Source organism: Noviherbaspirillum sp. (assembly GCF_035254865.1).
Classification (GTDB): domain Bacteria; phylum Pseudomonadota; class Gammaproteobacteria; order Burkholderiales; family Burkholderiaceae_D; genus Noviherbaspirillum.
The window spans coordinates 12,614-34,570 of sequence record NZ_DATFAF010000042.1; the positions used below are offsets into that span (position 1 = coordinate 12,614).

The window sequence follows — 21,957 nt, forward strand, 5'->3', positions numbered from 1 at the left end:
ACCTGCTATTTGCGTGATGCGCCTACAAAGTGTAGCGCCCCCCAAGAGCAGACAACGTCGCATTCGGCGCAACCACATCATGCGGAATCAGCAGATAGCGCCAAGGCTTTCCACCATGCTTCGTGGAATATTCGCTCGCCTGCTTGCACCAAATCACAGCTGCCTTTGCCTTGTTTTGCACCTCGGCTGTGTCGATGTCCATCGCTTTTTTTGTCTCAATCAGCAAGTTGGCATCTATGGTCGCCGCGACAAAATCCGGCACATATTCTGGTTGGTTCACACCAACGTGATAATAAATATTGAACTGACCGGCCACGGGCCTAAACCACTTCAACGATTCCCGTTCAAGGATCGTCGCCAACACCCGTTCAGTGTCAGAGTGAAATTTCTGAAATGGATAGCTGCAGCGGGAAAAGTTGCCATAGACGTACTGCGCAATTCTCCCCTTATCAGGGGGAGTGTCTTGCAGCGAAAGGACCTCCCCTTCTGAAGTGAAAGCACACGGCTTCAACGGTGCAAAACCTTGTCTTACAACGACCTCTGACTCTGCGATATCCTCGTAGTAGTGCTGAGCCATCTGTAGATGAATATTCTCCGCAATATTCTTGCTATAGTTGCCAAGAACATTGTGCAACTCTTCATCAGTTTTCAGATAGGTTTTAAAATGTGCAACTGCTTGCCCCGCCAGATCGTAGATTAGGTCAGCGTGCTCATCATAGGAAACGTCGTCGAAGTTGATCAACTCGCGTACGATGTAGTCCTCGAATCGAGATTCCTCTACTACTGATGAGTCGCCGTACTCGATTTGCTTACCCGTTTTCAGGCCATGCGAAATCAATTGCTGATCCTGCGGCAGGAAATTGATCTTCGATACGTCAATCTGGAAACTCTTGTAACCCGTTTCGACCCGCCCTTTTGGGACAACTGCAATACGAGGGATGTCAATGGCGTGCTCTGCAAAGACCTCCGCCGTTTTCTTGACAATATCCGCCACTGATGGACGCTGCTCATCTTCGAGAAGCTCACCTTGTGTAGGCACAATTCGCTGCTCAACTCGCCTTGTGATCTCTTGCTGAACCTCTGCTTGTGTCAGGGCGGCGCTATTAGGAGCTATAGTGTGAGAACGACTTATCTCCGCGATCACGTCCATCGCAATTTCAGCAATCTTCCGTTGCTCTCCACTGTATATTGCAGCCGTACCTGCTACCACGGCGCTCGTTTCGGTAGACGCCCCAGCAGCAGAGTATGGGCTATGTACCTGAGCCACTCCAAGTAACACATTGACGCTCGGCTCGACCACAATGCTTTTGAGGCCGGTATTATCAGATGTAGTCGGCGACAGCTTCAGTTCACGCAGACGAATCGGCGAATCGCTGCGACCGGCTTCCTCGATTACTTCCTGAAACTTGTCATGGGCGATGATGTTCAGTCGATCAACCTCTTCAACACCCGTTTTGCGCCCAAAGGGCAACCGCAAGCCTCGACCAATCGACTGTTCGATCAATGTTCGTGCATTTGCAGCACGTAATGGCACAATCGTGTAGAGGTTGGTCACATCCCACCCCTCTTTTAGCATATTGACGTGAATAACAATCTCGGTCGGTTCGTTATAGCTCTCCACGGCCAATAGGCGACGAATCATCTCCTCTTCTTCGGCACCAGACCGGCTGCTGTCCACCTGAATGACCTTGCCTTTGTAGCGCCCACCGAAAAATTCGTCCGATTGAATGGTCGCCATTAGTGCCGCTGCATGGGTTGTATCTCGTGCGATCACCAACATGAATGGCTTCACCAGCTTGGCTGAGTTTTGCTGCGAGTATGTCAGCAGATGCACTTTGGTTTCTTCATGCACGCGCACTCCGTCCATCAGTTTGATGCGCTCCAGCTGTTCTGCACTATGCGCGCTAGGATCAAAGTTCTGCTGCGTCACAACCGCCGGCTCCTTAACGAAACCGTCTTCGATAGCACGCGCCAAAGGATAATCCAGGACCACATTCTTGAACGGCACAGGCTCCTTGCTCCCTTCGGTGAAAGGAGTGGCCGTCAATTCCAAGCCCAGCAATGGCTTTAATTCATTTAACGACCGCACACCTGCACTGGCACGATAGCGGTGCGATTCGTCCATGATGAGTACCAAGTCGGGCAACCCGGCCAAGTAGTCAAAATAACTTTGTCCAAGATATTCCGAGAGCCGCTTAATGCGTGGCGATTTGCCCCCACGTACCTCTGAATTGAGTTTTGAAATGTTGAAGATGTTAATCTCGATCCCACCTAGCAAACTCTTAGTGCCGCGCTGTTCATAGTTATCGCCGGTGACAATCTCGGGTGGCGTTACCGCGAACTCGGCAATGCCCTTGAAAACATACTTCGGGCCCGTGGTTTCGCTGAAGTCACGAATCAACTTCTCGTAGATTGTCAGATTAGGCGCAAGCACGAAGAAGTGCCTGTAACCATACATCGCATGCAGATAAGTGATGAATGCTCCCATTAGGCGTGTTTTTCCCACGCCAGTTGCCAACGCAAAACACAGGGAAGGAAAATCGCGCTCGAAATCGGACAACTTACCAAACTTGGCCTTCAAAGCTTCTACCATCTGCAGCAACTCTTCCGGCGAACGTGCTGCCGGATTGCGTAGCGCAGGTACATCGTCAAGCGCCTCCGCCAGTCGCCGTAAACTTTCAGTCTGCGGTGTGCGTAGGCTCATCCGACCTTGGATTGAGCGAACTGATTGATCGAAGGTCATTCATCACCTCCATCAAACAAACTCGCTTGATTTTTGATTTCCTTGGTAATCTTTTTGGGCACAGCTTCTGGTTCCGGCGTTTCAAGCTTTGCAAGCGGGAGATTGCGGACGTTTAGACTGTAGTCATCGTGCGCCCACTCGCACCGCTTCAGCACCATCTTCGGGATCTTCTTCAGCGTGAGATTCGGGTAGCGGTTCGCATCGCCGCGGAAGGCGCTGCAACAGACCAACAGACTGCGCTCCATACCGACCTCGTCGGAAAGCGCCTGCAACTGATCGGCATTCAAACTTTGCGTGGTGACATAGATGAAATCGCACTCGCTGCTATGTCCATGCATCCAGTAATGTGCATCATTCGGATCATAGGTGAAGCCTTCCAGCTTGCAGATCGCCTCTGCTAGCATCACGGGGTTGTATTCCCTATTGACGACCCATTGACCCCAGCGGTCTTGCTGCAGTAGGCTGGGCGCAAGACGGTAGTAGCGAAAACCACCGCCGCCTTTCCAGCCCACCGCTTTTGTTATCCCACTAACATCCTCACCATCTACAACACGACGCAATCTCGGCAGTACATGTGTATCGCAATGATCACCAAGTTCCACCAAAATCCAGCGACGTTTCATTTTGTGGGCAACAGCTCCTGTCGTACCAGATCCTGCAAATGAATCCAATACAAGGTCGCCCTGTTTAGTTGATAACTCTAAGCAACGCTTGATCAATGATTCTGGCTTTTTCCCATTTGGGAACGCAACCCCACCTTCATTGTGCAAATTATTAGAAAGCAAATCGTCCCATAGATTCGTAAGGGGGGACGCGGTACAAACGCGCCCGTCAATTTCCTTAGTCTTCGCCTTGTAAAAAATCAGTTGCTCACCATTGATGAAATAGTAGTTTTCTTTTCCCTCACGGACGCTCCTATGAACAGTTCCCGTGTTAACTAATGAGGCGGACAACGCTTCTCTTGCTGACTCGTTCACGTCTTTTGGCGCTACACGCGCTGTACGAACGACACGTTCAGCATTGGCAAGCACGAACTGTGTCAACCTTTCTTCCAGCTTGTCCATATACTTCTTCTTCGCGTCATCCCATGACTGCAGGCTTGTAGACCGTAAAAAGGCATCACGCAATCCCACCAAACGCCATTCCGCGTATGGAGCATCGAAGTTTTCGATACACTTTGAATAGCGATCATCACGAACAGTAGGAACAAAAACCCGATTCGGTGTCCAAGCAGATTTGTCCTTAACGTAATACAGCAAAAAATTGTTAGTGGTAACCAATCCTGGATTAATAGCCTTTGGCCCAGATGCAGAACTCTGCTTGAAAGTAACAATACTTACTCGATTTGATCTTCCGAATATTTCATCCAGCAATGCTATTAAATAGCCTAACTCGTTATCGTCAATGTGAACAAACAGACTGCCGTCAACTGACATGAGACGGTAAATGACTTCTAGCCGATCACGCATCAAAGATAGCCATACGGAGTGCTCGACTCCATCGTCATAGTGCTCAAATGCCTGCTGCGTGTTAAACGGCGGATCAATGTAGACGCACTTCACTTGCCCAGCAAAATCGTGCTCCAACGCCTTCAACGCCAAAAGGTTATCGCCAAAAATCAATCGGTTGTCGAACAGATCATTTTCACTAATCCGGTGTTTTGCGTGATAGCTCTTGGTAGGGTCTTCCAGTAAGATGCGCGGTTCCAGTTTGGGCCGCACACTTTTACCAATCCAAGTTAATTCCAGCTTTTGTTTCGTCATTTCGGTTTCTTTAGCGGGTGCAATCGTCGTGTTTCATCGCGGGTTGCCCAGTACGAGCCCGACTTGTCCGATCCCGGCCAGCCCTCATCATCACAGATTAAAGTGGCACCTAACTCATGAACCAGCGATGCGAACTGAGCCGCATCATTGGCGGGTAGATGTTGTGACAAATCGTTGTAATGGCATCCAAATATGTTTCTGAGTTGCGCCATTTGTTGAAGTTGATCGAGTATCCCGGACAGTTGAATCGACACATAAGAACCATCTGGCTGCTTGACCTCAACCCGTAATGCATCCTTCAACTTTCCATTAATCTTCGGTAACAAATCCCCGAGCGTAAGTTTTCCCTTTCGCCGTGGCGCGTCGCATTCGTACAGGCTTGTCAGGTAATCACATATCGCTTCCAACAATACTCCCGCGCTAGCACATGCGGCCTGTGCGCTTTGCGGCTGTTGTGCAAGATGCTCGCGTAGTTCAATCAGCGGCGATTTGGTACGGTCGGTCGTACGGATTCCGTTAATGGAATTCCAGTCTCCAAGTTCAATCAACTCGCATTGCCCATTTTTGAGCCATCCCCAGCGAAATTTCTCTCGCCAAGGGCGGTAGTGAGTCGTGATGATTGTATGTTTGAAATTCTTCGACTCGGCGTAAAGCATTTCAATAAGTCGATCCACGTGCGGTTCGTCTATGCTGCCAAGTACGTCATCCATTACGATAATCGTTCTGTCAGGGTCTTGAAGTGCTGCCAGAGCGAGAAAGATGCAAAGGCCAAGCGAATCGAGATGCGATTCACTGAAATATGCATGAGGAGGTTGATCTTGCTTGGACAAGAACTCTGTTGAGAGGTCAAGCGAACCTGTTTTCTTTGGGTCGAGTTTCAGCGTTATTTTATTCAGCCCCTCTCCGGGATGAATGATTTCATACAGCCGGCCGACGTTCTGCGCGATAGCTGAAAGAATTGTGTCCAAAAACGCCTTGCGCTTTGTTTCACATATCTCCAAGGCCTTATCGAGCTTCGGCAACACCTTGGACACATTATCTTGGCGAACCAAATTTTCCTGATATTGCTCGTACACGGTCTTCACAGACTTGTGCCAGGTATTTTGATTTTCAAGCGTCGTGCAATGCTCGTCGGCTGCGTCACATGCGCTCCTTAATGCCAGTACATCAATGCTTTTTAGATCGCCAGTTGTCTGAACAGCAGATAGCACATCAATAATTCCTTGATTGCCAGCCGACCATTCCTTTGGGGCCTTGCCAATCTTTTCTACCGCCGTTGCAGCCTGTGTCTTTGCTTTCTTTTGATGTCCTTCTACTACTGCATTCTTCGCCGAGAATGTTGTTTGTACTGTTGAAAGCGTTTGCCTCGCTTCGCTAAGTGTCTGCAATTTAGCAAGACGATCGCCAACCTTTTGTGCAAGTCCCATAACCCGTTCGGAACTCTCGCAGAGTGGGCACACTGATCCAACGTCATGCTGATCAAAATGTTCTTTTGCCGCCGACAGAATTCTTTCAAATGCCGCATCATTGGACATTGCCTCGGCCTCCGCCTGATATAGCGCCTCTTTGGCGACTCCTATCGCAGTTTCAGCCTCTTCACGTTCACCAATTGAAGTGTCCCAATCGCCTTTTAGATTTATCAGCGCCTCTAATGCTGTGACGACCGTTCGCAATGACGAAACATCTGCTGTTGTATCGGACGGGGAATTTCCGATTGCCGATTCCGCCCATATCAACGCAGTGCCGTTTGTACTTCCAGCCTCTTTCCACAATCGCTCAAGAGTCTCCTTGTTCTCAGCTATTCGGTTTGCGGCATCAGTTTGAGTAGAACGGGTCTCCTTGATTTGATTGCGTAATGCTGTCTCAGCTAACTCGACAAGAGAAATGTCGATAAATGGACGTAGTGCGTCGTATTTTTCTTTAGGTGCGTCTTGAACCAGACGAAGAATGGACGAGCGCCGCAACACTTCAATTTTAGGTGGCGGAACATTTGCAGGCACAATAGAAACATTCTTCGCGTTGGCTTGTGCTTTCCATGTCGTGCCATCGACCGCAAGTTCAACAAGTATGCCGCTGGAGTTTTTTCCCAAGGTCGGCCAGTATGGGTGCAGTTGCCCGAGTCCTCTGTTCTCAAGAGAGCCGACCTTTTGATTCCCTACAAAGTCGAACGCATCGCAAATGGTAGTCTTGCCCGAACCATTCTCGCCGTAGATTAAGGTTAAGGATTTCTTGGAATCGAAATCAATTGAAAAATCCTTTGTCGATCCACGAAACTCTTTAATTCTCAGGAATTTTAGCGGTGCCTTAGTCGCCATCGCTTACCTCCTTGCTATCTTGAGGAAGCGAGTTTTCAACAGCCAAGTACCAGTCTTCTGACTTGATTTTTCCCGACAAGATGCGAGCCTGAAGCGCCGCAATTTCCTTGTCGTTTGCGACGCCAGCGGCGCTTAGTGCGACACAGATTAATTCCGTCAATTGTTGATTTGGTGTTGACATAGCCTCCCCTAGCTATTCCAGTGTCCAGTTTGCTTCCAAGACCATTGTTAAAGAGACCTGTTGCTGCAACTGCACCTCAAGCTCTTCAATCAAAAGATCGCGACGTCGTTGAATTTCATCCTGTCGCTCGAACAGTTCCCGTCGTTTCTTATCGCGAGCTGACTCCAATGCTCGCTGCTCCTTTTGATGGTCAAGCTTCTCTGCCAGAGTAGCTGCACCTTTCCCCTTAGTGCGGCACTCCTTAATGGCCCTGTCCAGCTCTTTGATTTCCCGTTCAAGCCCTATCTTTAGGTCGTCAGCCCAAGCATCGAGTTTTTCGCTTTCGTCCGCAAACAATGTTAGATTGCGCTGTTCAATCCTCCCGATGACTGTCGCCTTTTGACGGGAAAGTTCCTGTTTCAATGGGTCGGGCAACCTTACATTGGGATTCCCAATTTCAAGGGAAACTTGCTCCGTCTCCGCAAGCTCGGGCGTTGACATGACCTGCTGTTGTGGCACATTGACACATGATTCGTTTTCTACACGCCCAGGCAGTGCGAGTAACTTTTCCGTAACCTCGGCATCAAGTAGCTGCGTTCCAGTGATGCTTGCCGCAAGCAAGTATTCCTCAGTACTCCCTAAGGACTCCACACGCAGTAGCAGAACCGCAGTGGAACCAGCCTTACCACGCAGCGCATCAAGCACGGACACCTTCGCGCCATACGCTTCGTAATCGAGGTGCAGTGTGGTGGGTTCGAGCGGCGTCCGTTGCGCAAACCGCAACAAACTCTGCGCTAACGGATGCTGAAGTCTGTACACGTGCGCGTCCTCACTACGACGCGGCAATTCGTACCGGCCAAGCGGTATGTCTTCGATCCCACCATTAGGAATCCCGTCCAAGAAAGGTGGCGTCGATTCCAACATGAACGACAAGCCGTCACCGTCGAACTTCGCATGCCCGTCGAGCATTGCACGAGTAAATCTCATCAGAAGGCGTTCCAGCCGGTCGAGACTCGTCTCAGCATCAGCCTTGGCTATTTTTAGGCGCTCCTGAACGTCTTCATCGAAATTTTCTAGCAATGCCTTGCGCGCATTGAGCATCGCGTCGTTGATTTCGCCCGCCAAGTCGAGTTGAAGCTGCTCGAAAGCTGCGTGTATCTGTTCAGGATGACGGCAATTCTGATATATGTCGGCGATACGACGCTCAAAGTCCACACCGGATTCGACAGCACCAAGCACTTCATCGCTAGCGCCAAAGACACCGTCGAATAAGCGGAACTTTTGTTCCAGGAGCTCATAAACTCGTCGATCCGCATCATTCTCGCGGTTCAAGAAATTGACGACCACTACATCGTGCTTTTGTCCATAACGATGACAACGACCAATCCGTTGTTCGATGCGCTGGGGATTCCACGGCAAGTCGTAATTCACTACCAAAGAGCAGAACTGAAGATTAATCCCCTCTGCGCCAGCTTCGGTCGCGATCATGATAGACCCACGCTCGCGGAAGTAGTCCACCAAGGCAGCACGGGTGTCGGCTGTGCGCGATCCGGTCACACGGCCCGACCCCTTATGCTGCTCGACCCACTCTGCATAAATACGGCGAGAGATCGGATCGGTATTGCTGCCATTGAAGAGCAACACCCCGTCGGCATATTCTGTACGAGACAGCAGCGACAATAGGTATTCCTGGGTGCGTCGGGACTCGGTGAAGATGATCGCCTTTTTTGCCGCCCCCAGCTCACCTAACCGATCAAACGCCACCTTCAGTGCTTGCAGCAGAGTTTGGCCCTTGGCGTTGTCTGTGATGGATACTGCCAGCTGCCGAAATTCTTCTAGCTCGGCAATCTCGGCGCGAATCGCGGCTATCTCCTGAACGGTCTTCTTCTTGGAGTCTTCAGCACCATCTGTGCCGAGCTCTTCGGCCGTCTCGTCCAGCGATTCATAGTCTTCGTCCAATTCGTCAACGAGCGCATCGGGCACCTTCTCATCGAGAGTTTGCCTCAATCGCTTGATCAACGATTCGAGTGCGCCGGCAATGGCAAACGAGCTTGATGCCAATAGCTTGCGCAGCACTAGGGTGATCAGTTGACGTTGGCTGTTCGGTAGCGCATAAAGGTTGTCGCGCTGAAGGTAATCGGACACCATCTGATACAGCCGTGTTTCATCATCGCCCGGGGTAAAATCGCGCAACAGCGGAATGCGCCTTGTGTACTTGACATAGGCCTCGACTTGGCGCCGTAACGTTCGTTTGCAAATAGGGCTGATGCGATGTTTAAGCGCGTCGAAACTAGCGGCATCGCGCAACTGGCCGAACTGTGTGCGGAAGCTATCCAAATCGCCGAATACCCGGTCGTCAATGAAACTGACTAGGCCATACAGTTCCAACAACGAATTCTGGAGTGGAGTCGCAGTTAGGAACACCTTATATGCATGCGACAGTGCGTCACGTAGGGTACGGGCAGTCTTATTGTCGGGTTTATAGACGTTGCGCAGCCGGTGCGCTTCGTCCACGACCACCAAGTCCCAAGCGACATTTTTTACGGCCTCCGCCTTGGATGCGGCGAATTGGTAAGAGCAGATGACAATCTTGTCGGTGCGGACTCCAATGGCTGATGCTGCATCGAATGGGTTGGCAACGCCGTCTTTGATGCTTTGGCGAAACGATTTAGCTTCGAGAATCGTCGCTGCCAGCCCGAATTTGTCGGCCAACTCTTGATGCCATTGCTTGCGAAGATTGGCAGGCGCGATGACGAGGATGCGGCGCTTCCGCTCCGCCCAACGTTGGGCGATAAGTAGCCCGGCTTCGATTGTTTTTCCCAGGCCAACTTCGTCAGCAAGGATTGCGCCTTTGGAAAGTGGGTTACTGGTTGCGAAAAGTGCTGCGTCAATCTGATGCGGGTTAAGATCGACTTGCGCATCGAGCAATGCTCCAGCCATGCGTTCCATCGAATCAGCGGCTGCTCGGCGAGTTAACTGATGCGCAAAATAGGTTAGCTGATGTGGACTGTAGTACATGGATTTGGAGATGTACGTGGAACCGTACATCATACCGTGCGACACCAAAAATCTTGTAGAAAAGCATCAAATTTTCCGGACTGAACTGTCCAGTTCAACGCCGCACTACCATGAATATGGGAGTGCGCTCTCGAATTTTGCCGCCATATGTTTCAGCCATGAACGAGAACGCTGTTTTTGGTCACTGCCGTTGAAAAAAGTGCCGATTTTGTTGCCCGTCCAATTCGTGCTATAATTGCAACAATATCGGCAAAATTTGAGCATTTTCACTGCTTTTTGCAATAGTTGCAGTTGCATACGTTTAGAAGCTCGACTTCTTTCACCGTTAAACCGGCTTTTTGATGCAATCAAGAAGCTAACAGTCTGCAGCACCACCCCCGTAGTTTTCCCCTCTCTGTTTCACTTATTTTCCCTGGCCTGATCCGCTATCGCCCGGCGTCTTCGTCCGCCTGCGTTGCGCTTGCATGCCTGCACTGAGCGGATGTTTCCCGACAGCGAGCTCATGTTTCCATTTTTCAAAAGGAGTATCACCATGCCCGTATTCCGCCCTGATTCATCCATCGACACATTTTCCGCTCTGCATTCAGCGCATTGGCTCCGCCGTATTGGCCTCCATTTGGACTACTTCTGCGGCCCGGCCGACGATTACTGGCATGCAGTGCCAGCTTGGTTGACAGAGCACTTTGCCCACCCTTCCCTGCCGCGAGAAATACCAAAGGAAGACATTGCAGGTCGGCGTCGATGGGTCGCGAAATATTTGACTCAGCTTGAAATTCCAGACCCGCCGGCTTCCGGCCATATTTGGCAAAACATCAAATGGCTGTCCGAACGGTTGGACCTCAACTCGGACGAACAATCTCTTGTCACCCTTAGCGTCTGCATGTTTGAGTGTCCCGTTGTTGGTGATGCGCTACGCCAAATCGCGACCGAGAGCGTGACCGGCAGTTATCGCAAGCTTGCACATCTCCTCGATATTCCGGAAAGTCGTTCTCGCCCGATGTTGAGCAGAAATGGCAAGTTAAAGCGGCTGGGCTTTCTTCTTGAGAAGCAAGAGGCGCCGATATTTAATCTTTATGATGTGATTAAACCGACCGAAATACTGACGGAGACGCTGTGCCTTCCTCACCCATGCGCGGATGCGATGTTTCAAAATTTCGCCAAGAAGGAGCCCAAAACAACGTTCACGAAATCGGATTTCAACCACCTCACAGTGGAATGGGAAATCTTGACCCGAACAATCTCGTCAACGGTCAGAACGAACGCCGAAGGAATCAACATCCTGCTTTACGGTACGACAGGGGCCGGCAAGACTGAGTTGGCAAAGGCTCTCGTCCAATCAATTGGACTGTCCTTGTTTTCTGTCTCGCATGAAAAACAGGACGGTCGAACGGCCACAGGCAATGAGCGCCTAGCGTCATACCAAGTGACACAGCAGATGTTGGCAAAACACGGCAATGCAGTAGTGATGTTCGATGAAGCGGAAGATGTTCTCGTGCATGAATCGTTTCTGCATCAAGACGATAGTTCGATTGACTATAGCAAGGCATGGATGAATCACCTGCTTGAATCGAATCCCGTGCCAACGATCTGGATCGCGAATCGCGTTGATCAAGCGGACCCGGCCTATCGCCGTCGATTCGATGTCGTGTTGAAGCTCAGCGCACTCCCGACTGCGAGCCGGCTACGGCTGGTTACTGAAAAACTGCAGCGGCATGCACTCTCCGAGACGCTGCAAAATGACTTGGCGGCGCTGCCACATCTGCTGCCCTACCATGTCGATACGTTGGATCGCGTGCTCTGGCACGTGCGGCAGGATGCCGATGGCACGCCGATGGAAGGCTCGCCGGATCAAGTTGCTGGAATATGGTTGCGCGAAAACGCTGAGCTCTTTAACGCCAGCCCTCGCCTATTCACACCGTATGTCGATGGCTCCGCGGAGGAACTTGCCACCTATCGGTTTCCGTTCGACTGGAAGCACGTCGGCATTTCGGAAGAAAACCGCATCTGGTTAGCTCGTTTATTGGAATGCCGAACACCACCGGATTATGCAATGCTGCTGGCGGGGCCAAGCGGCGCAGGAAAAAGCACGTTCGCCGACAAGCTAGCCGCGCACTTCGATATGCCGATTGTGTCGCGTTCTATCGTGGACCTTTTGAGTTGGCAGCTCGGCGCAACTGAACGGCATCTACGAGCCCTGTTCCTCTACGCGCAGCAAACCGAGTCCGTCCTGCTACTGGAAGACGTGGATGCGTACCGACTGGTGTTACAGCAGTCATCGTTTGAGGGTCCGCACATCGAGCAAAGCATCAAACGAACGCTGTTGAGTTGTTTGAGCCAATACGACGGCATGTGTATCGCAACCGCTCGTGACACGCGAATGGTGGACGACGATCTTATGCGGCGCTTCCATGCGTGCATCCATCTCGGCTGCCTCAGCAAGAATCAAAATGGCATCGTATTTGCACAGCTCTGTACATCGGAAGCGTTAAACAACCAACCGCTGGTACATGCATCGCTTGAAATGTTGCATGTCGTTCCCGGAGATTATGTGGACGCATTGACACGGTATCGGCACCAAGAGATGGGCTTGTCCGTTGCATTACCGGAACCGCGAATGCCCACTTCAAGTGCGCATGAGGCACTTGACCCGCGTCGTCTGCTTGATTTATTGAAAGCGAGCCAGCATGCTCGCGCTGCACTCTCCGCGTAATTCATCTTCCGCAGCATCGCGTCACCGCTGTTCAGACGTACCCAGTCGTTTCACATCCAGCACGTAACCCCATAGCGAACGCCAACCTTGGCATCTCAGTATCCGATGACTCGGAGGACTGCGCTCGCCCTTTAACCACACAGGAACCACCATGAGCAACCAGAAAAATAAACACGATTCAATGGAATCTCAAAATTCATCCACCAACACTAAGACCGATATCCTCGAATCCGCCAGCACCGATGCGATGGCAGCCGCTGTATTGGTGTTGATGCACAAACTAATCCAACCACCGCTCTTTTCGCTCGGCCAAGTAGTGGCGACACCTGGCGCGCTCGACCTGCTGGATCGTACCGGGACCAACGCAAGTGAGTTACTGGCACGACATCAGCGCGGCGACTGGGGAGTGGTTTGTACCAGCGATGCTTCGGAAAACAACCACGCGGTAATGAATGGCGAGCGAGTCCTATCCGCGTATGAACTCGGAAAGCAACTGGAGCGAATTTGGATCATCACCGAGCGCGACCGAAGCGTGACGACCTTGCTATTGCCGGAGGAGTATTGAGAATGGCGACCCGCTTTTTACAACAACGACTATTCCCAACACTGAAAATCGGCGTGTCTGCGATGGTTGCACGTGGCAATCAAGACGTGCCGCTGCATGTCCGACAAAGCAACTGGGATGGCGCATGCGGAACCTACTGTGCAGCGATGGCATTGGCACTGCTGGGCCGAATCTCAGATGTAACCGTGTTATCGGAACGGCGTAAGGGCGTGGCCGCTCGACTCTGGAATGCGGCGCGCAAGCACTACTTCGACGGCATTTCCGCCGCCGAGCTGGTGGCGATGATCAAATCTCTCGATGCCGACCTCTATACCGCGCACTACAGCGGCAGCCATCGCAAGTGCATCGGATACACGCAAATGCTGCTGAACGCGGGACGATTGGCCATCGTAAGTTGGCTCAGTCGCAGCGGTCACGACCATCACTGGGTGCTCGTCGTCGGCACGGAGGGTGTGCAAGAGGGACGCGCATTTACGCCGCAGACGTTCCTGGTACTTGATCCGGGCGCGAGCGAGCCGCAAATGGCGGGATACAACGGACGGTTGCGTTTTGCGCCATCACCATCCAGTTCCGGCAAGTCGCATATTCCGTACGAATGCGTTGGCATCTCCACACTTCAAGTTCGGCTCACCGCAGTCGTGGCTATTGGAGAAGCGCGATGAAAGATCGACCAGACGTGCAGATTTGTGCTTCAAACACTCAAAACCATGCGTCGGACGCTCCACCGGCTCGAAGTCACGATCCACCGCACCGGATACATCGTCGGCAAGCCGTCTTTTAAGCGTTTTGGCCGCTTTTCCGCTGCGGATGCAGCACTGGAGCATTAAATGTGACCGGCGAACGCATAACTGCTTTAAAACGCTGCCAGAATCCATCAATTTGTTGCAATAAAAACAATGTGCTGACTAAGTTGTTTATTTGTCAAGCAAATTGCGGATTCTGGTGGTTCGGTATACCGCCGTTATCGTTCAGCGCAGCCGCGATTTGTGTTGCTTCAACTGTGGTTGCGCGCGGTTGGCACGCCGCTTGGCCCCCTCGTCGGGTGAGAGTGCCAGCGTTATAGGCGCGAACAAGTCCGCCAGGGTGATGTTTAGGCAAAAGCATATATTTGCCAACGCGAGCACCGATGGATTGGCGACGCCACGTTCAATGCCGCTGATATAGGTGCGGTCAACGCCCGCCTCGAATGCCAGAACCTCTTGCGATTTGTTGGCGGCAATTCTGCGTTCTTTCAAACTCGCGCCCAATGCGGTGCATACCGGATTGCGTTTGTCCGGAATTTTTTGTGTGTCTTCTTTAGCAACGTCATCGGGAGGCATATCCATAGGCGCACATCATGCCTATGCGATGACTGATGATCGACGGTATATACAAGTCGTTTACTTGTTGTGTTTACTCAACAATAATGCGTTCACTTATATCGTTTCTCCACTGGCAACTTTCTATACCAATAAGGAATTAACCATGCAAAAAGCGACCGCCGCAGACGTGCTTGCGCTCGCGCTGACAGCTACATCTCACATGCAGAATCGGCAATCAAGTTTGAAACGACTACTAAACGTTGTTCGCCTCTCATTGATTGCTGTCTTGCTATTTGGGATGAAAGTGACTTTCGCCGGTTCACAGCTTGTAGAAAACCTTGCAGACGGACGAGTAGGAAAGTTTGCATTTAAGTCCGTTGATCGCAAGACCGGCCCGCTTGTCCTCACATCTGGAAAATACCAATTCACCGATGTTGCCGTCGGCGATCTGATTCTTCCGGATGGAGTGGGACCATTTCCGGCAATGGTTATCGCTCATGGCTCCGGCGGCATCAACAAAAGGGACTACGACTGGGCCGAGTACTTTCGCGCCAAAGGAATCGCGTCGTTGATTGTCGATTCCTATCTTGAACGCGGTATCGGCGACACACTTACAGACCAAGGTCAATTGACATATGTTGCGTCCACCGCCGACCAACTCGTTGCGCTCAAAGTTCTGGCTACGCATCCAAAAATTGATGCCAAGCGGATCGGCATTATCGGCTTCTCGCGCGGAGCTTCCGCCGCGCTTGGAACAGCGTTTGAGAAGTGGAGAGCGCGCCTCGCTGGTGACGCGCGGTTCGCAATCCACTTGTCATTCTACGGGGGCTGCGGTTGGATGGCTGATACGTGGACAGGGGCGCCACTTTATCAATTTATCGGCGATTCCGACGATCTCAACCAGCCCGTGTCGGTATGCGAAGCGCAGTTCAAGAAAATGCAAGCTGCAGGCGTGCCTACATCACTGTACGTGTTTAAGGGTGCCCGCCACGGATTCGACAATTTCACCGTCACTAAAGATTATTACCTGGGACGTGCCGTTGCGTTCTACAAGTGCTCATACATCTGGAACGTTGAGTCGCTTACCGTAACCAGCCCTGCGGACTCGACGATACCAAAACCGGGCAATGAAATCGGCAACGTTATAAAAGACTGCATTTCACACGGCCCGACTCTTGGACCGAATTACAAAGCTACGTCGGACGCGAAAGCAATCATTGACAAGATTTTGGCAAACACGCTGCTTCTAAAGAGTTGAATTGAAGAGAAATGTAGACCGTACATGTCAGTCAATTTCCTCAACGGCTAAACACGAACTCACGAAAGTGCGGCTACCGTTGCATCGACACGAAATCAAACTCAATATCGTTTCTATGAAAACCGTCATCCATATCCTCTACTCGGCGTTATTGTTCACAGCAAGCCTGGCGTTTGCAGATACCCCGATGGTTACCAACCTCGCAGATGGCCGTAACGGAAAATTCCTCTTCAAGTCCGTTGACCGAAAGACCACTGGGGTCCAACTAGCTTCAGGCAAGTTTCAAATGACCGATACCATTAGCGGCGACTTGATTCTTCCAGAGGGTACAGGCCCATTTCCGGCGATGGTTATCGCGCATGGGTCGGGCGGAATTACACCGCGAGACTATGCTTGGGCGGACTATTTTCGTGCCAAAGGAATCGCTTCATTGATCGTCGATTCTTATAAAGAGCGAGGCATTGTCGATACCGTGGCCGATCAAAGCCAACTCACGTACATCGGATCGGTTGCAGACCAGTTGGTGGCTTTAAGACTTCTGACCACCCATCCGTTGATCGACGCTAAACGTATCGGGATCATCGGTTTTTCTCGCGGTGGATCGGCTTCGGTTGGAACCGCATTCGAGAAATGGCGATCTGCGGTCGCTGGCGATGCTCGATTTACGTTACATCTCCCGTTTTATGGTGGATGCAGTTGGATTGCAGACCAATGGACAGGAGCGCCGATTCATCAATTCATCGGAGACTCCGACGACTACGGGCAGCCGGTTTCAGTATGCGAAGTGCAGCTTAAAAAACTACAAGCAGCAGGAGTGCCATCAACGCTAAACGTATTCAAGGGAGCACGCCACGGATTTGATAATCTAAGCGTTACCAAAGACTATTATTTGGGGCGCGCTGCTGCGTTCAATAAGTGCTCGTATATTTGGAACGTAGAATCTCATACCGTAACTAGTCCCGCAGACTCCGTAGAGTTGAGGCCAGACCGAGAGATTGCTACGATTGCAAAGGAATGTACGTCCTATGGTACGACATTAGGACCGAACCTGAAAGCAACGGCAGATGCGAAAGCGATCATTGACAGGATTTTGTCGAGTACCTTATTGAAGCATTGACGCCCTAAATCGAGAACGTCTGGAGTATCTATGTCACGTTTAAGTTTCGACCTCTCAACGGTATTGATCTATGAAGGCCGCCTTGATCCAAGGTGAACCAGCTACATTATGGACAAGGCGAGGGAAATCAGGAAGTTTCAGGCGCTGCTGCAGCTGGCGGTTTCCAGCGGCGACGAGCTGGGCGAGGAGATGCGTTTTCAGCAAGAACAACTGCGATCGCTCGGACTGACCGACGGCGACATCAACAACATAATCCACGACCGGCATGCGCGCGAAGGAATATCGCCAGCAAAGGCCGCCATCGCGTTAGCTTCGGTGCGACATGCTGCAGGGCTACCGTACTACGGTATCCGCCGTCCACCGGGGCAAGAAAAGACACGCGAGGATCTGGCAGCGGAGTACCTCCGTGCTCGCGGCAAGGACCTGCGGACTGCTTCACCGGCATCCCCCATTACAACGTCTCCGATACCAGCTAAGGCCGCCAGCAATGATCTCCTAGTGCCATATGGCGTTGACCCAGACGCCAATATCGTCCACGCTCGGGATGCTATACCAAACATCGCCTATACCTGTCCAAGCTGCGAAACAGAGCTCGTACTACACGCGGGACCAATCAAAGCTCGCCATTTCGCACACAAGGCAAATACAGCATGCGATGGGGAGACGCTTGCCCACATCACGGCAAAATTGCTCATTGCCAAAGTGATCCGAGAACATCCGAGTACTGGGCCGAGCATCCACTTGCGGTGCGCCTGTGACGAATGTCACACCTCGTTTGAGAAGCTTTTGCCTTCGGACGCTTTTTCCGCCTCTAAAGTAGAAGAGCCGGTAGGAAAGTACATTTGCGATGTGGTCGCCATTAAGGCGGGGGCCGCAGTGCTGGCGATTGAGATTCTTAAGTCTCATTCAGTGGAGGACGATAAAGCCAGCGCACTCGGACTGCCATGGATCGAGCTCAAGGCTGACGACGTGCTGGAAGACCCGTTCCACTGGCGACCGGCACAAGCACGCTTGAAACGGACTACTTGCCCAAAGTGCAAAGCAAAGCGGGCAAAGTTAGAGGAAGTTGCGATGCACTGGAAGCTTCCGGCAACCCATCCGGATTACATTGCCGCCGTCGCACCATGCTGGAGCTGCCACAAGGATATTATCTGGTACTGGTGGCGGGGTGTCCCGTTCGCGGAAAGCAGACCGCCAGCCCCCATTCCGACAAGTGTGCAGCACCGATACTCAAAAATGTACGGCGGCCGGTACTGGATGAACGTATGCCCGAGCTGCAATGCTCCGCAGGGCGACAATTTTGTTTTCTTGACACCCGATTCTCCCTTCAAAGGTCTTCCATTGAATGACACCGATTCGATGAGAGAACATCGGGAGCGGAACAATGCCAGTGTTGTGGCGCAATTCATGAGTGTCGTGCGTCGGAATATTTAGCTGTATTAAAAGTGGGGCCCTTCATGTCTCATCCCAAAGATGAATCTGTCCGCGCCGCTGTAAACGCCGCACTCGGCGAGTTGATTAAGGTCGACGATCATCTGCTGCACGTTGATTGCAGTGAACGCAGCATTACTCATCAGTTGGCGGTGCATTTGTCCAAGCACTTCCCCGGCTATCACGTCGACTGCGAGTACAACCGCGATGGCTTCAACGTCAAGAAGCTTCAATTGGCCGAAAGAGAGGTGCCTGTGGCCGACGATGCACTCGACGCTGTAACCGTCTTCCCAGATGTCATCGTTCATATCCGAGGAACGCAAGAGAAGAATCTTCTCGTTGTTGAAGTCAAGAAGGCGTCTTCGATGGTCAGTCACGAGTACGACATTGAGAAACTCAAGGCGTTCAAAGAGCAGCTGGGCTACGCCTATGCGGTTCACATCGTAGTTGGATACAGCCGCGACGGAAAACTCGTGAGCGAGCAGGAATGGCAGTGAAGTTAAGCCTCCGTCGAGCTGACAGACTCAAGCGAGCGTTGTCTCCTTGCGCCTAGAGCATATGTCTGACGTTGCGCGTCTACTTTCCAGCTTGCGGACTGTTCAAGGGCATGCCCTCGAGCGGCACGTAATACATGATAGCAAGGTCTAACCGGCGAAAATTGCCTCCACCTCCTCCACCACATTTTCCCGAGTGGAGGTGATGGAAGCAATACACGACCAATAGTGTTGTTTACGCTTGCAAGCGAAATCCCAAGTAGAAATTGCCCACTTTCTTCTTCTTGTGATGGAAGCCCTTGTCCTCTAGGCTAAAGCGAAATATGGATGGGCTCAACGGCTTGCGGCGCGATCTTCGTGTAAAGTTCGTATAGCTGTCATACGCCAAGCCCGCCTGAACTGCTTCACCGCTTTGTTTGACGCAACACTCCACCATCCAAGCATGCACAGAATCGGATGCCTTTCTCATTTGCGCCTCCAACTCCTCCACAGCGTCGCAACTACCAAGCCCTTCAGCTGTGAAGTCCTTTGCGCCTTTAAGCAGCCAATTCAAAATTCCAGAATACTCGCTCTTGAATTTCTCCTCTAGCTTGTCATCGACTGCATTGCCTCTAAACTTGGCTTTGAATGGAATCGGTTTTAGCCGGCGCCACATGGCCTCGTCGGTAGCCGGGATTTCCGGCATTTCGTTCGTGGATAGCCAGAGCTTACCTTCAGGCTTGAACGAAAAAACATCGCCGTAGGTCGGGCGAGCCGTAATCTCGTCGCCGCCTGCATATTGTTTGACAAACGCATCGTCGAGTCGTCGACCACTTGGGAGTTCAGTACAGACCACCATACGGGCACCGCATAGCCGCGCCAGCGCAGGCGTAGGACCGTTCACGTTGCCGCTGTAAGCACTGGTCAAGAGATTGGGTGCAACGCTTTGAGCGTAGTCGCCCAGCACTTTTTGCACCGTACGCATCAGTACTCCTTTGCCATTTCCGCCCGAACCGATCGCCATGAAGAAGAGTTGCAGGTTGGCCTGGCCGATGAGCGTGTAACCCAATGCGCGGCGAATGAATGCGTATAGCGTCCTGTCCTCGCATGTGACAGACCGCATGAAACGAATCCAGTGCGGACATAACGCTTGTGCGTCAAACTCCACATTGGCCTGTCTGCGCAAATAATCGTCGGCTTTCGCCACACGAAATGTACCCGTTACGAGGTCAATTACACCATTTTTGACCGCTAACAAATTCGAGTGCTTGTCGAACTCTTGAGGACTTATATGCAGTCCCTCGCGGAGTTCTGCGTTATGTACAATGCCTCGAAAGCCAGCGGCGCTGCGAAAACGTTTAAGTGAATCCGTGGCGCCACCCTTTTCACCCAGGTTCAGTTCTTCGATCAAGCCAAGCACCAGTCGCATTGGGGCTTGTGCGTCCTCGATCCAGACGACGCCGTTAAAGTAGTACCATTTTTTCCTTTCCCGGTCGTAACGCAGTCGTTGCGCCGTTGTTTCTTCAAACATCCGTGCCAAGGACATTTCATCGAACGCCATAGTTCCGCCCGCCTTCACATGGTTGGCGATCCAGAACAAAGTATGGATATTGATACCGCCACTGGATTTGAATGACTCCCAGTTTCTGCGCTGATCTTTCTCATCAAATTTTGCTGAGTTGCGCGACCATGCCGTCCATATGTCATAACCCGCTTCACCGCTATCGACGCTATGGAGAGCCATACCGACACGCAGCCAACACCAACGGTCGTCCGCAGCCAAGCCCTCCAACGCTACTGTGACTTTGCTACGTAGTGCCGGAGTGAACTGAGTTGCAGATGATGTGACCGTGACAGAATCGGCTGCCGATTTATTGATTTCGCGGGTGACAAGTTGCAATTCCATCTTTTTGATGAAACGGTCAACGGGGATTGGCTTGGCATCCTCTTGTAGTCGTACGAGCCTAGCCAGAAATGGTTTGTCATGCTTCCAATTGATCGTGCCGGGCATACGCATCGCACGGTTGGCATCGCAGACATTGGAGTCGGTGCCGAGCTGTTTAGCCAATGCTTGTTGTAACGGCTTGAATTGCTCGACGTGACAACCATCCACCAACCAGTACGCATGATGATTGCCCGGCGATGTTTCAACAATAACGTGGGGCGGAATTTGTAGTGCCAATAACTGTTTCTTAGTGGGTTTACCACCGTCGCAGTCAACGAATACAGCAACAATGTCGGTGACGTTCTCGGCACGGCGTCCTTTGCCGTCAATGCAGTTGATGGTCATGCCGATTTCCATCTTTTGATGATTGACATGAATTAAGCGGTCTCTAACTTCAGTTGTCCATTTGCTGAAGAAATGTTCAGAGTCTTTCGCACGTTGTTTGTCTTTACTGAACAGTTGAAAGCATGCGGTACGGCCAGGATGAAAGAAGGTTTTGAACTTCCGCATATCAGCGGATAGGGGTTTCAGAGGCATGATGTTTTCTCTTGATTTGGTTCGACGCTTTTCCCCATGGGTGGAAGAGGTGGAACCGTTTTCTTTTCATTTCTATTAAGAAAAAGATAACAATGCTTCGGTTGAGCTCGCATTGCTTTTCCGGTTCCACCTCTTCCACTCTTCGGGGAAACGCGCTGACAAAAAATGTATTGATCGTTCCGATCACACAGCGTATTTACAGTGTTGCTAGCAGCCAAAGAAAGTGGCTCGTAAGCAGATTTTGTAAATTTCAGCGCGTGGAGCTGACAAGACGACGAATATCCTCAACGCGCCAAGCAGTGGTTCGAGGCCCGAGTTTGACGCCCTGAGGAAAATGCCCTGCGCGAATCCCCTGCCACCAAGCAGACTTGCTTATCGGATAAATTTTTAGGACGGTCGGAAGACGAATGAAGCCAGTTTCAGGTAGGACAGGAATACCATCCGAGATTACTTTTCCTGAGTCTTGGGGCGAGAATGTTGTTTTGGTGCTGGTCATTTTTTTCCTCAAAAATGGTTACTGGAAAATTGCCAGTGCGCACTAGCTGAGGAAAATTATCGGCGTGGAGAACGCCGCTCCTTGTGTCGAAATTTCTGCGTTTTATACGTCACAAATCGACAATG

Annotated in this window: 15 protein-coding genes; 7 read left to right on the plus strand and 8 right to left on the minus strand. The window is 51.4% G+C overall.

What is annotated here, in order from left to right; all coding sequences use genetic code 11:
- Positions 1–22: 22 nt before the first annotated feature.
- From VJ651_RS10885 to VJ651_RS10905, 5 genes are read right to left on the minus strand one after another with little or no spacing between them, the layout of a single operon-like run.
- A complete protein-coding gene (locus VJ651_RS10885) occupies positions 23–2,743 on the minus strand; it encodes a DEAD/DEAH box helicase (protein ID WP_324107478.1) in 2,721 nt (906 codons plus the stop codon).
- Positions 2,740–4,506: a site-specific DNA-methyltransferase gene (locus VJ651_RS10890; protein ID WP_324107479.1), complete on the minus strand. Its 1,767-nt coding sequence runs from the start codon at positions 4,504–4,506 to the stop codon at positions 2,740–2,742. Before VJ651_RS10890 ends, VJ651_RS10885 begins: the two co-directional genes overlap by 4 nt.
- Positions 4,503–6,821, minus strand: a complete 2,319-nt coding sequence (locus VJ651_RS10895; protein ID WP_324107480.1) for an AAA family ATPase — start codon at positions 6,819–6,821, stop codon at positions 4,503–4,505. Before VJ651_RS10895 ends, VJ651_RS10890 begins: the two co-directional genes overlap by 4 nt.
- Positions 6,811–7,002: a hypothetical protein gene (locus tag VJ651_RS10900; RefSeq protein WP_324107481.1), complete on the minus strand. Its 192-nt coding sequence runs from the start codon at positions 7,000–7,002 to the stop codon at positions 6,811–6,813. Before VJ651_RS10900 ends, VJ651_RS10895 begins: the two co-directional genes overlap by 11 nt.
- Before the next feature lie 12 nt (positions 7,003–7,014).
- Complete coding sequence (locus VJ651_RS10905) at positions 7,015–9,930, minus strand: SNF2-related protein (protein ID WP_324107482.1); 2,916 nt, start codon at positions 9,928–9,930, stop codon at positions 7,015–7,017.
- Between the two features lie 601 nt (positions 9,931–10,531).
- Between VJ651_RS10905 and VJ651_RS10910 the strand changes: the two genes are divergently transcribed.
- The 3 genes from VJ651_RS10910 to VJ651_RS10920 all read left to right on the plus strand — a co-directional run bounded on the left by VJ651_RS10910 (position 10,532) and on the right by VJ651_RS10920 (position 13,936).
- On the plus strand, positions 10,532–12,709 hold the full coding sequence (locus VJ651_RS10910) for an ATP-binding protein (protein ID WP_324107483.1): 2,178 nt from the start codon (positions 10,532–10,534) through the stop codon (positions 12,707–12,709).
- Positions 12,710–12,860: 151 nt separating this feature from the next.
- Positions 12,861–13,274, plus strand: a complete 414-nt coding sequence (locus VJ651_RS10915) for a hypothetical protein (RefSeq protein ID WP_324107484.1) — start codon at positions 12,861–12,863, stop codon at positions 13,272–13,274.
- 2 nt (positions 13,275–13,276) lie between these two features.
- On the plus strand, positions 13,277–13,936 hold the full coding sequence (locus VJ651_RS10920) for a hypothetical protein (protein ID WP_324107485.1): 660 nt from the start codon (positions 13,277–13,279) through the stop codon (positions 13,934–13,936).
- A 306-nt stretch (positions 13,937–14,242) separates the two neighbouring features.
- On the opposite strand, the gene VJ651_RS10925 is transcribed toward VJ651_RS10920, so the two are convergent.
- A complete protein-coding gene (locus VJ651_RS10925) occupies positions 14,243–14,593 on the minus strand; it encodes a helix-turn-helix transcriptional regulator (protein WP_324107528.1) in 351 nt (116 codons plus the stop codon).
- A 145-nt stretch (positions 14,594–14,738) separates the two neighbouring features.
- On the opposite strand from VJ651_RS10925, the gene VJ651_RS10930 reads away from it, so the two are divergent.
- From VJ651_RS10930 to VJ651_RS10945, 4 genes are all read left to right on the plus strand, one after another.
- On the plus strand, positions 14,739–15,833 hold the full coding sequence (locus VJ651_RS10930) for a dienelactone hydrolase family protein (protein ID WP_324107486.1): 1,095 nt from the start codon (positions 14,739–14,741) through the stop codon (positions 15,831–15,833).
- 115 nt (positions 15,834–15,948) lie between these two features.
- The gene (locus VJ651_RS10935) at positions 15,949–16,950 is read left to right on the plus strand and encodes a dienelactone hydrolase family protein (protein ID WP_324107487.1); all 1,002 of its coding nucleotides are present in this window, start codon (positions 15,949–15,951) and stop codon (positions 16,948–16,950) included.
- A 108-nt stretch (positions 16,951–17,058) separates the two neighbouring features.
- Complete coding sequence (locus tag VJ651_RS10940) at positions 17,059–18,384, plus strand: competence protein CoiA family protein (protein ID WP_324107488.1); 1,326 nt, start codon at positions 17,059–17,061, stop codon at positions 18,382–18,384.
- Positions 18,385–18,407: 23 nt separating this feature from the next.
- The gene (locus VJ651_RS10945) at positions 18,408–18,878 is read left to right on the plus strand and encodes a hypothetical protein (protein ID WP_324107489.1); all 471 of its coding nucleotides are present in this window, start codon (positions 18,408–18,410) and stop codon (positions 18,876–18,878) included.
- 232 nt (positions 18,879–19,110) lie between these two features.
- Here the strand turns inward: VJ651_RS10945 and VJ651_RS10950 are convergent, their stop codons facing one another.
- Together VJ651_RS10950 and VJ651_RS10955 are read right to left on the minus strand one after the other, a co-directional pair.
- Positions 19,111–21,336: a phage/plasmid primase, P4 family gene (locus tag VJ651_RS10950; RefSeq protein WP_324107490.1), complete on the minus strand. Its 2,226-nt coding sequence runs from the start codon at positions 21,334–21,336 to the stop codon at positions 19,111–19,113.
- A 250-nt stretch (positions 21,337–21,586) separates the two neighbouring features.
- On the minus strand, positions 21,587–21,832 hold the full coding sequence (locus VJ651_RS10955; protein WP_324107491.1) for a helix-turn-helix transcriptional regulator: 246 nt from the start codon (positions 21,830–21,832) through the stop codon (positions 21,587–21,589).
- Positions 21,833–21,957 lie beyond the last annotated feature (125 nt).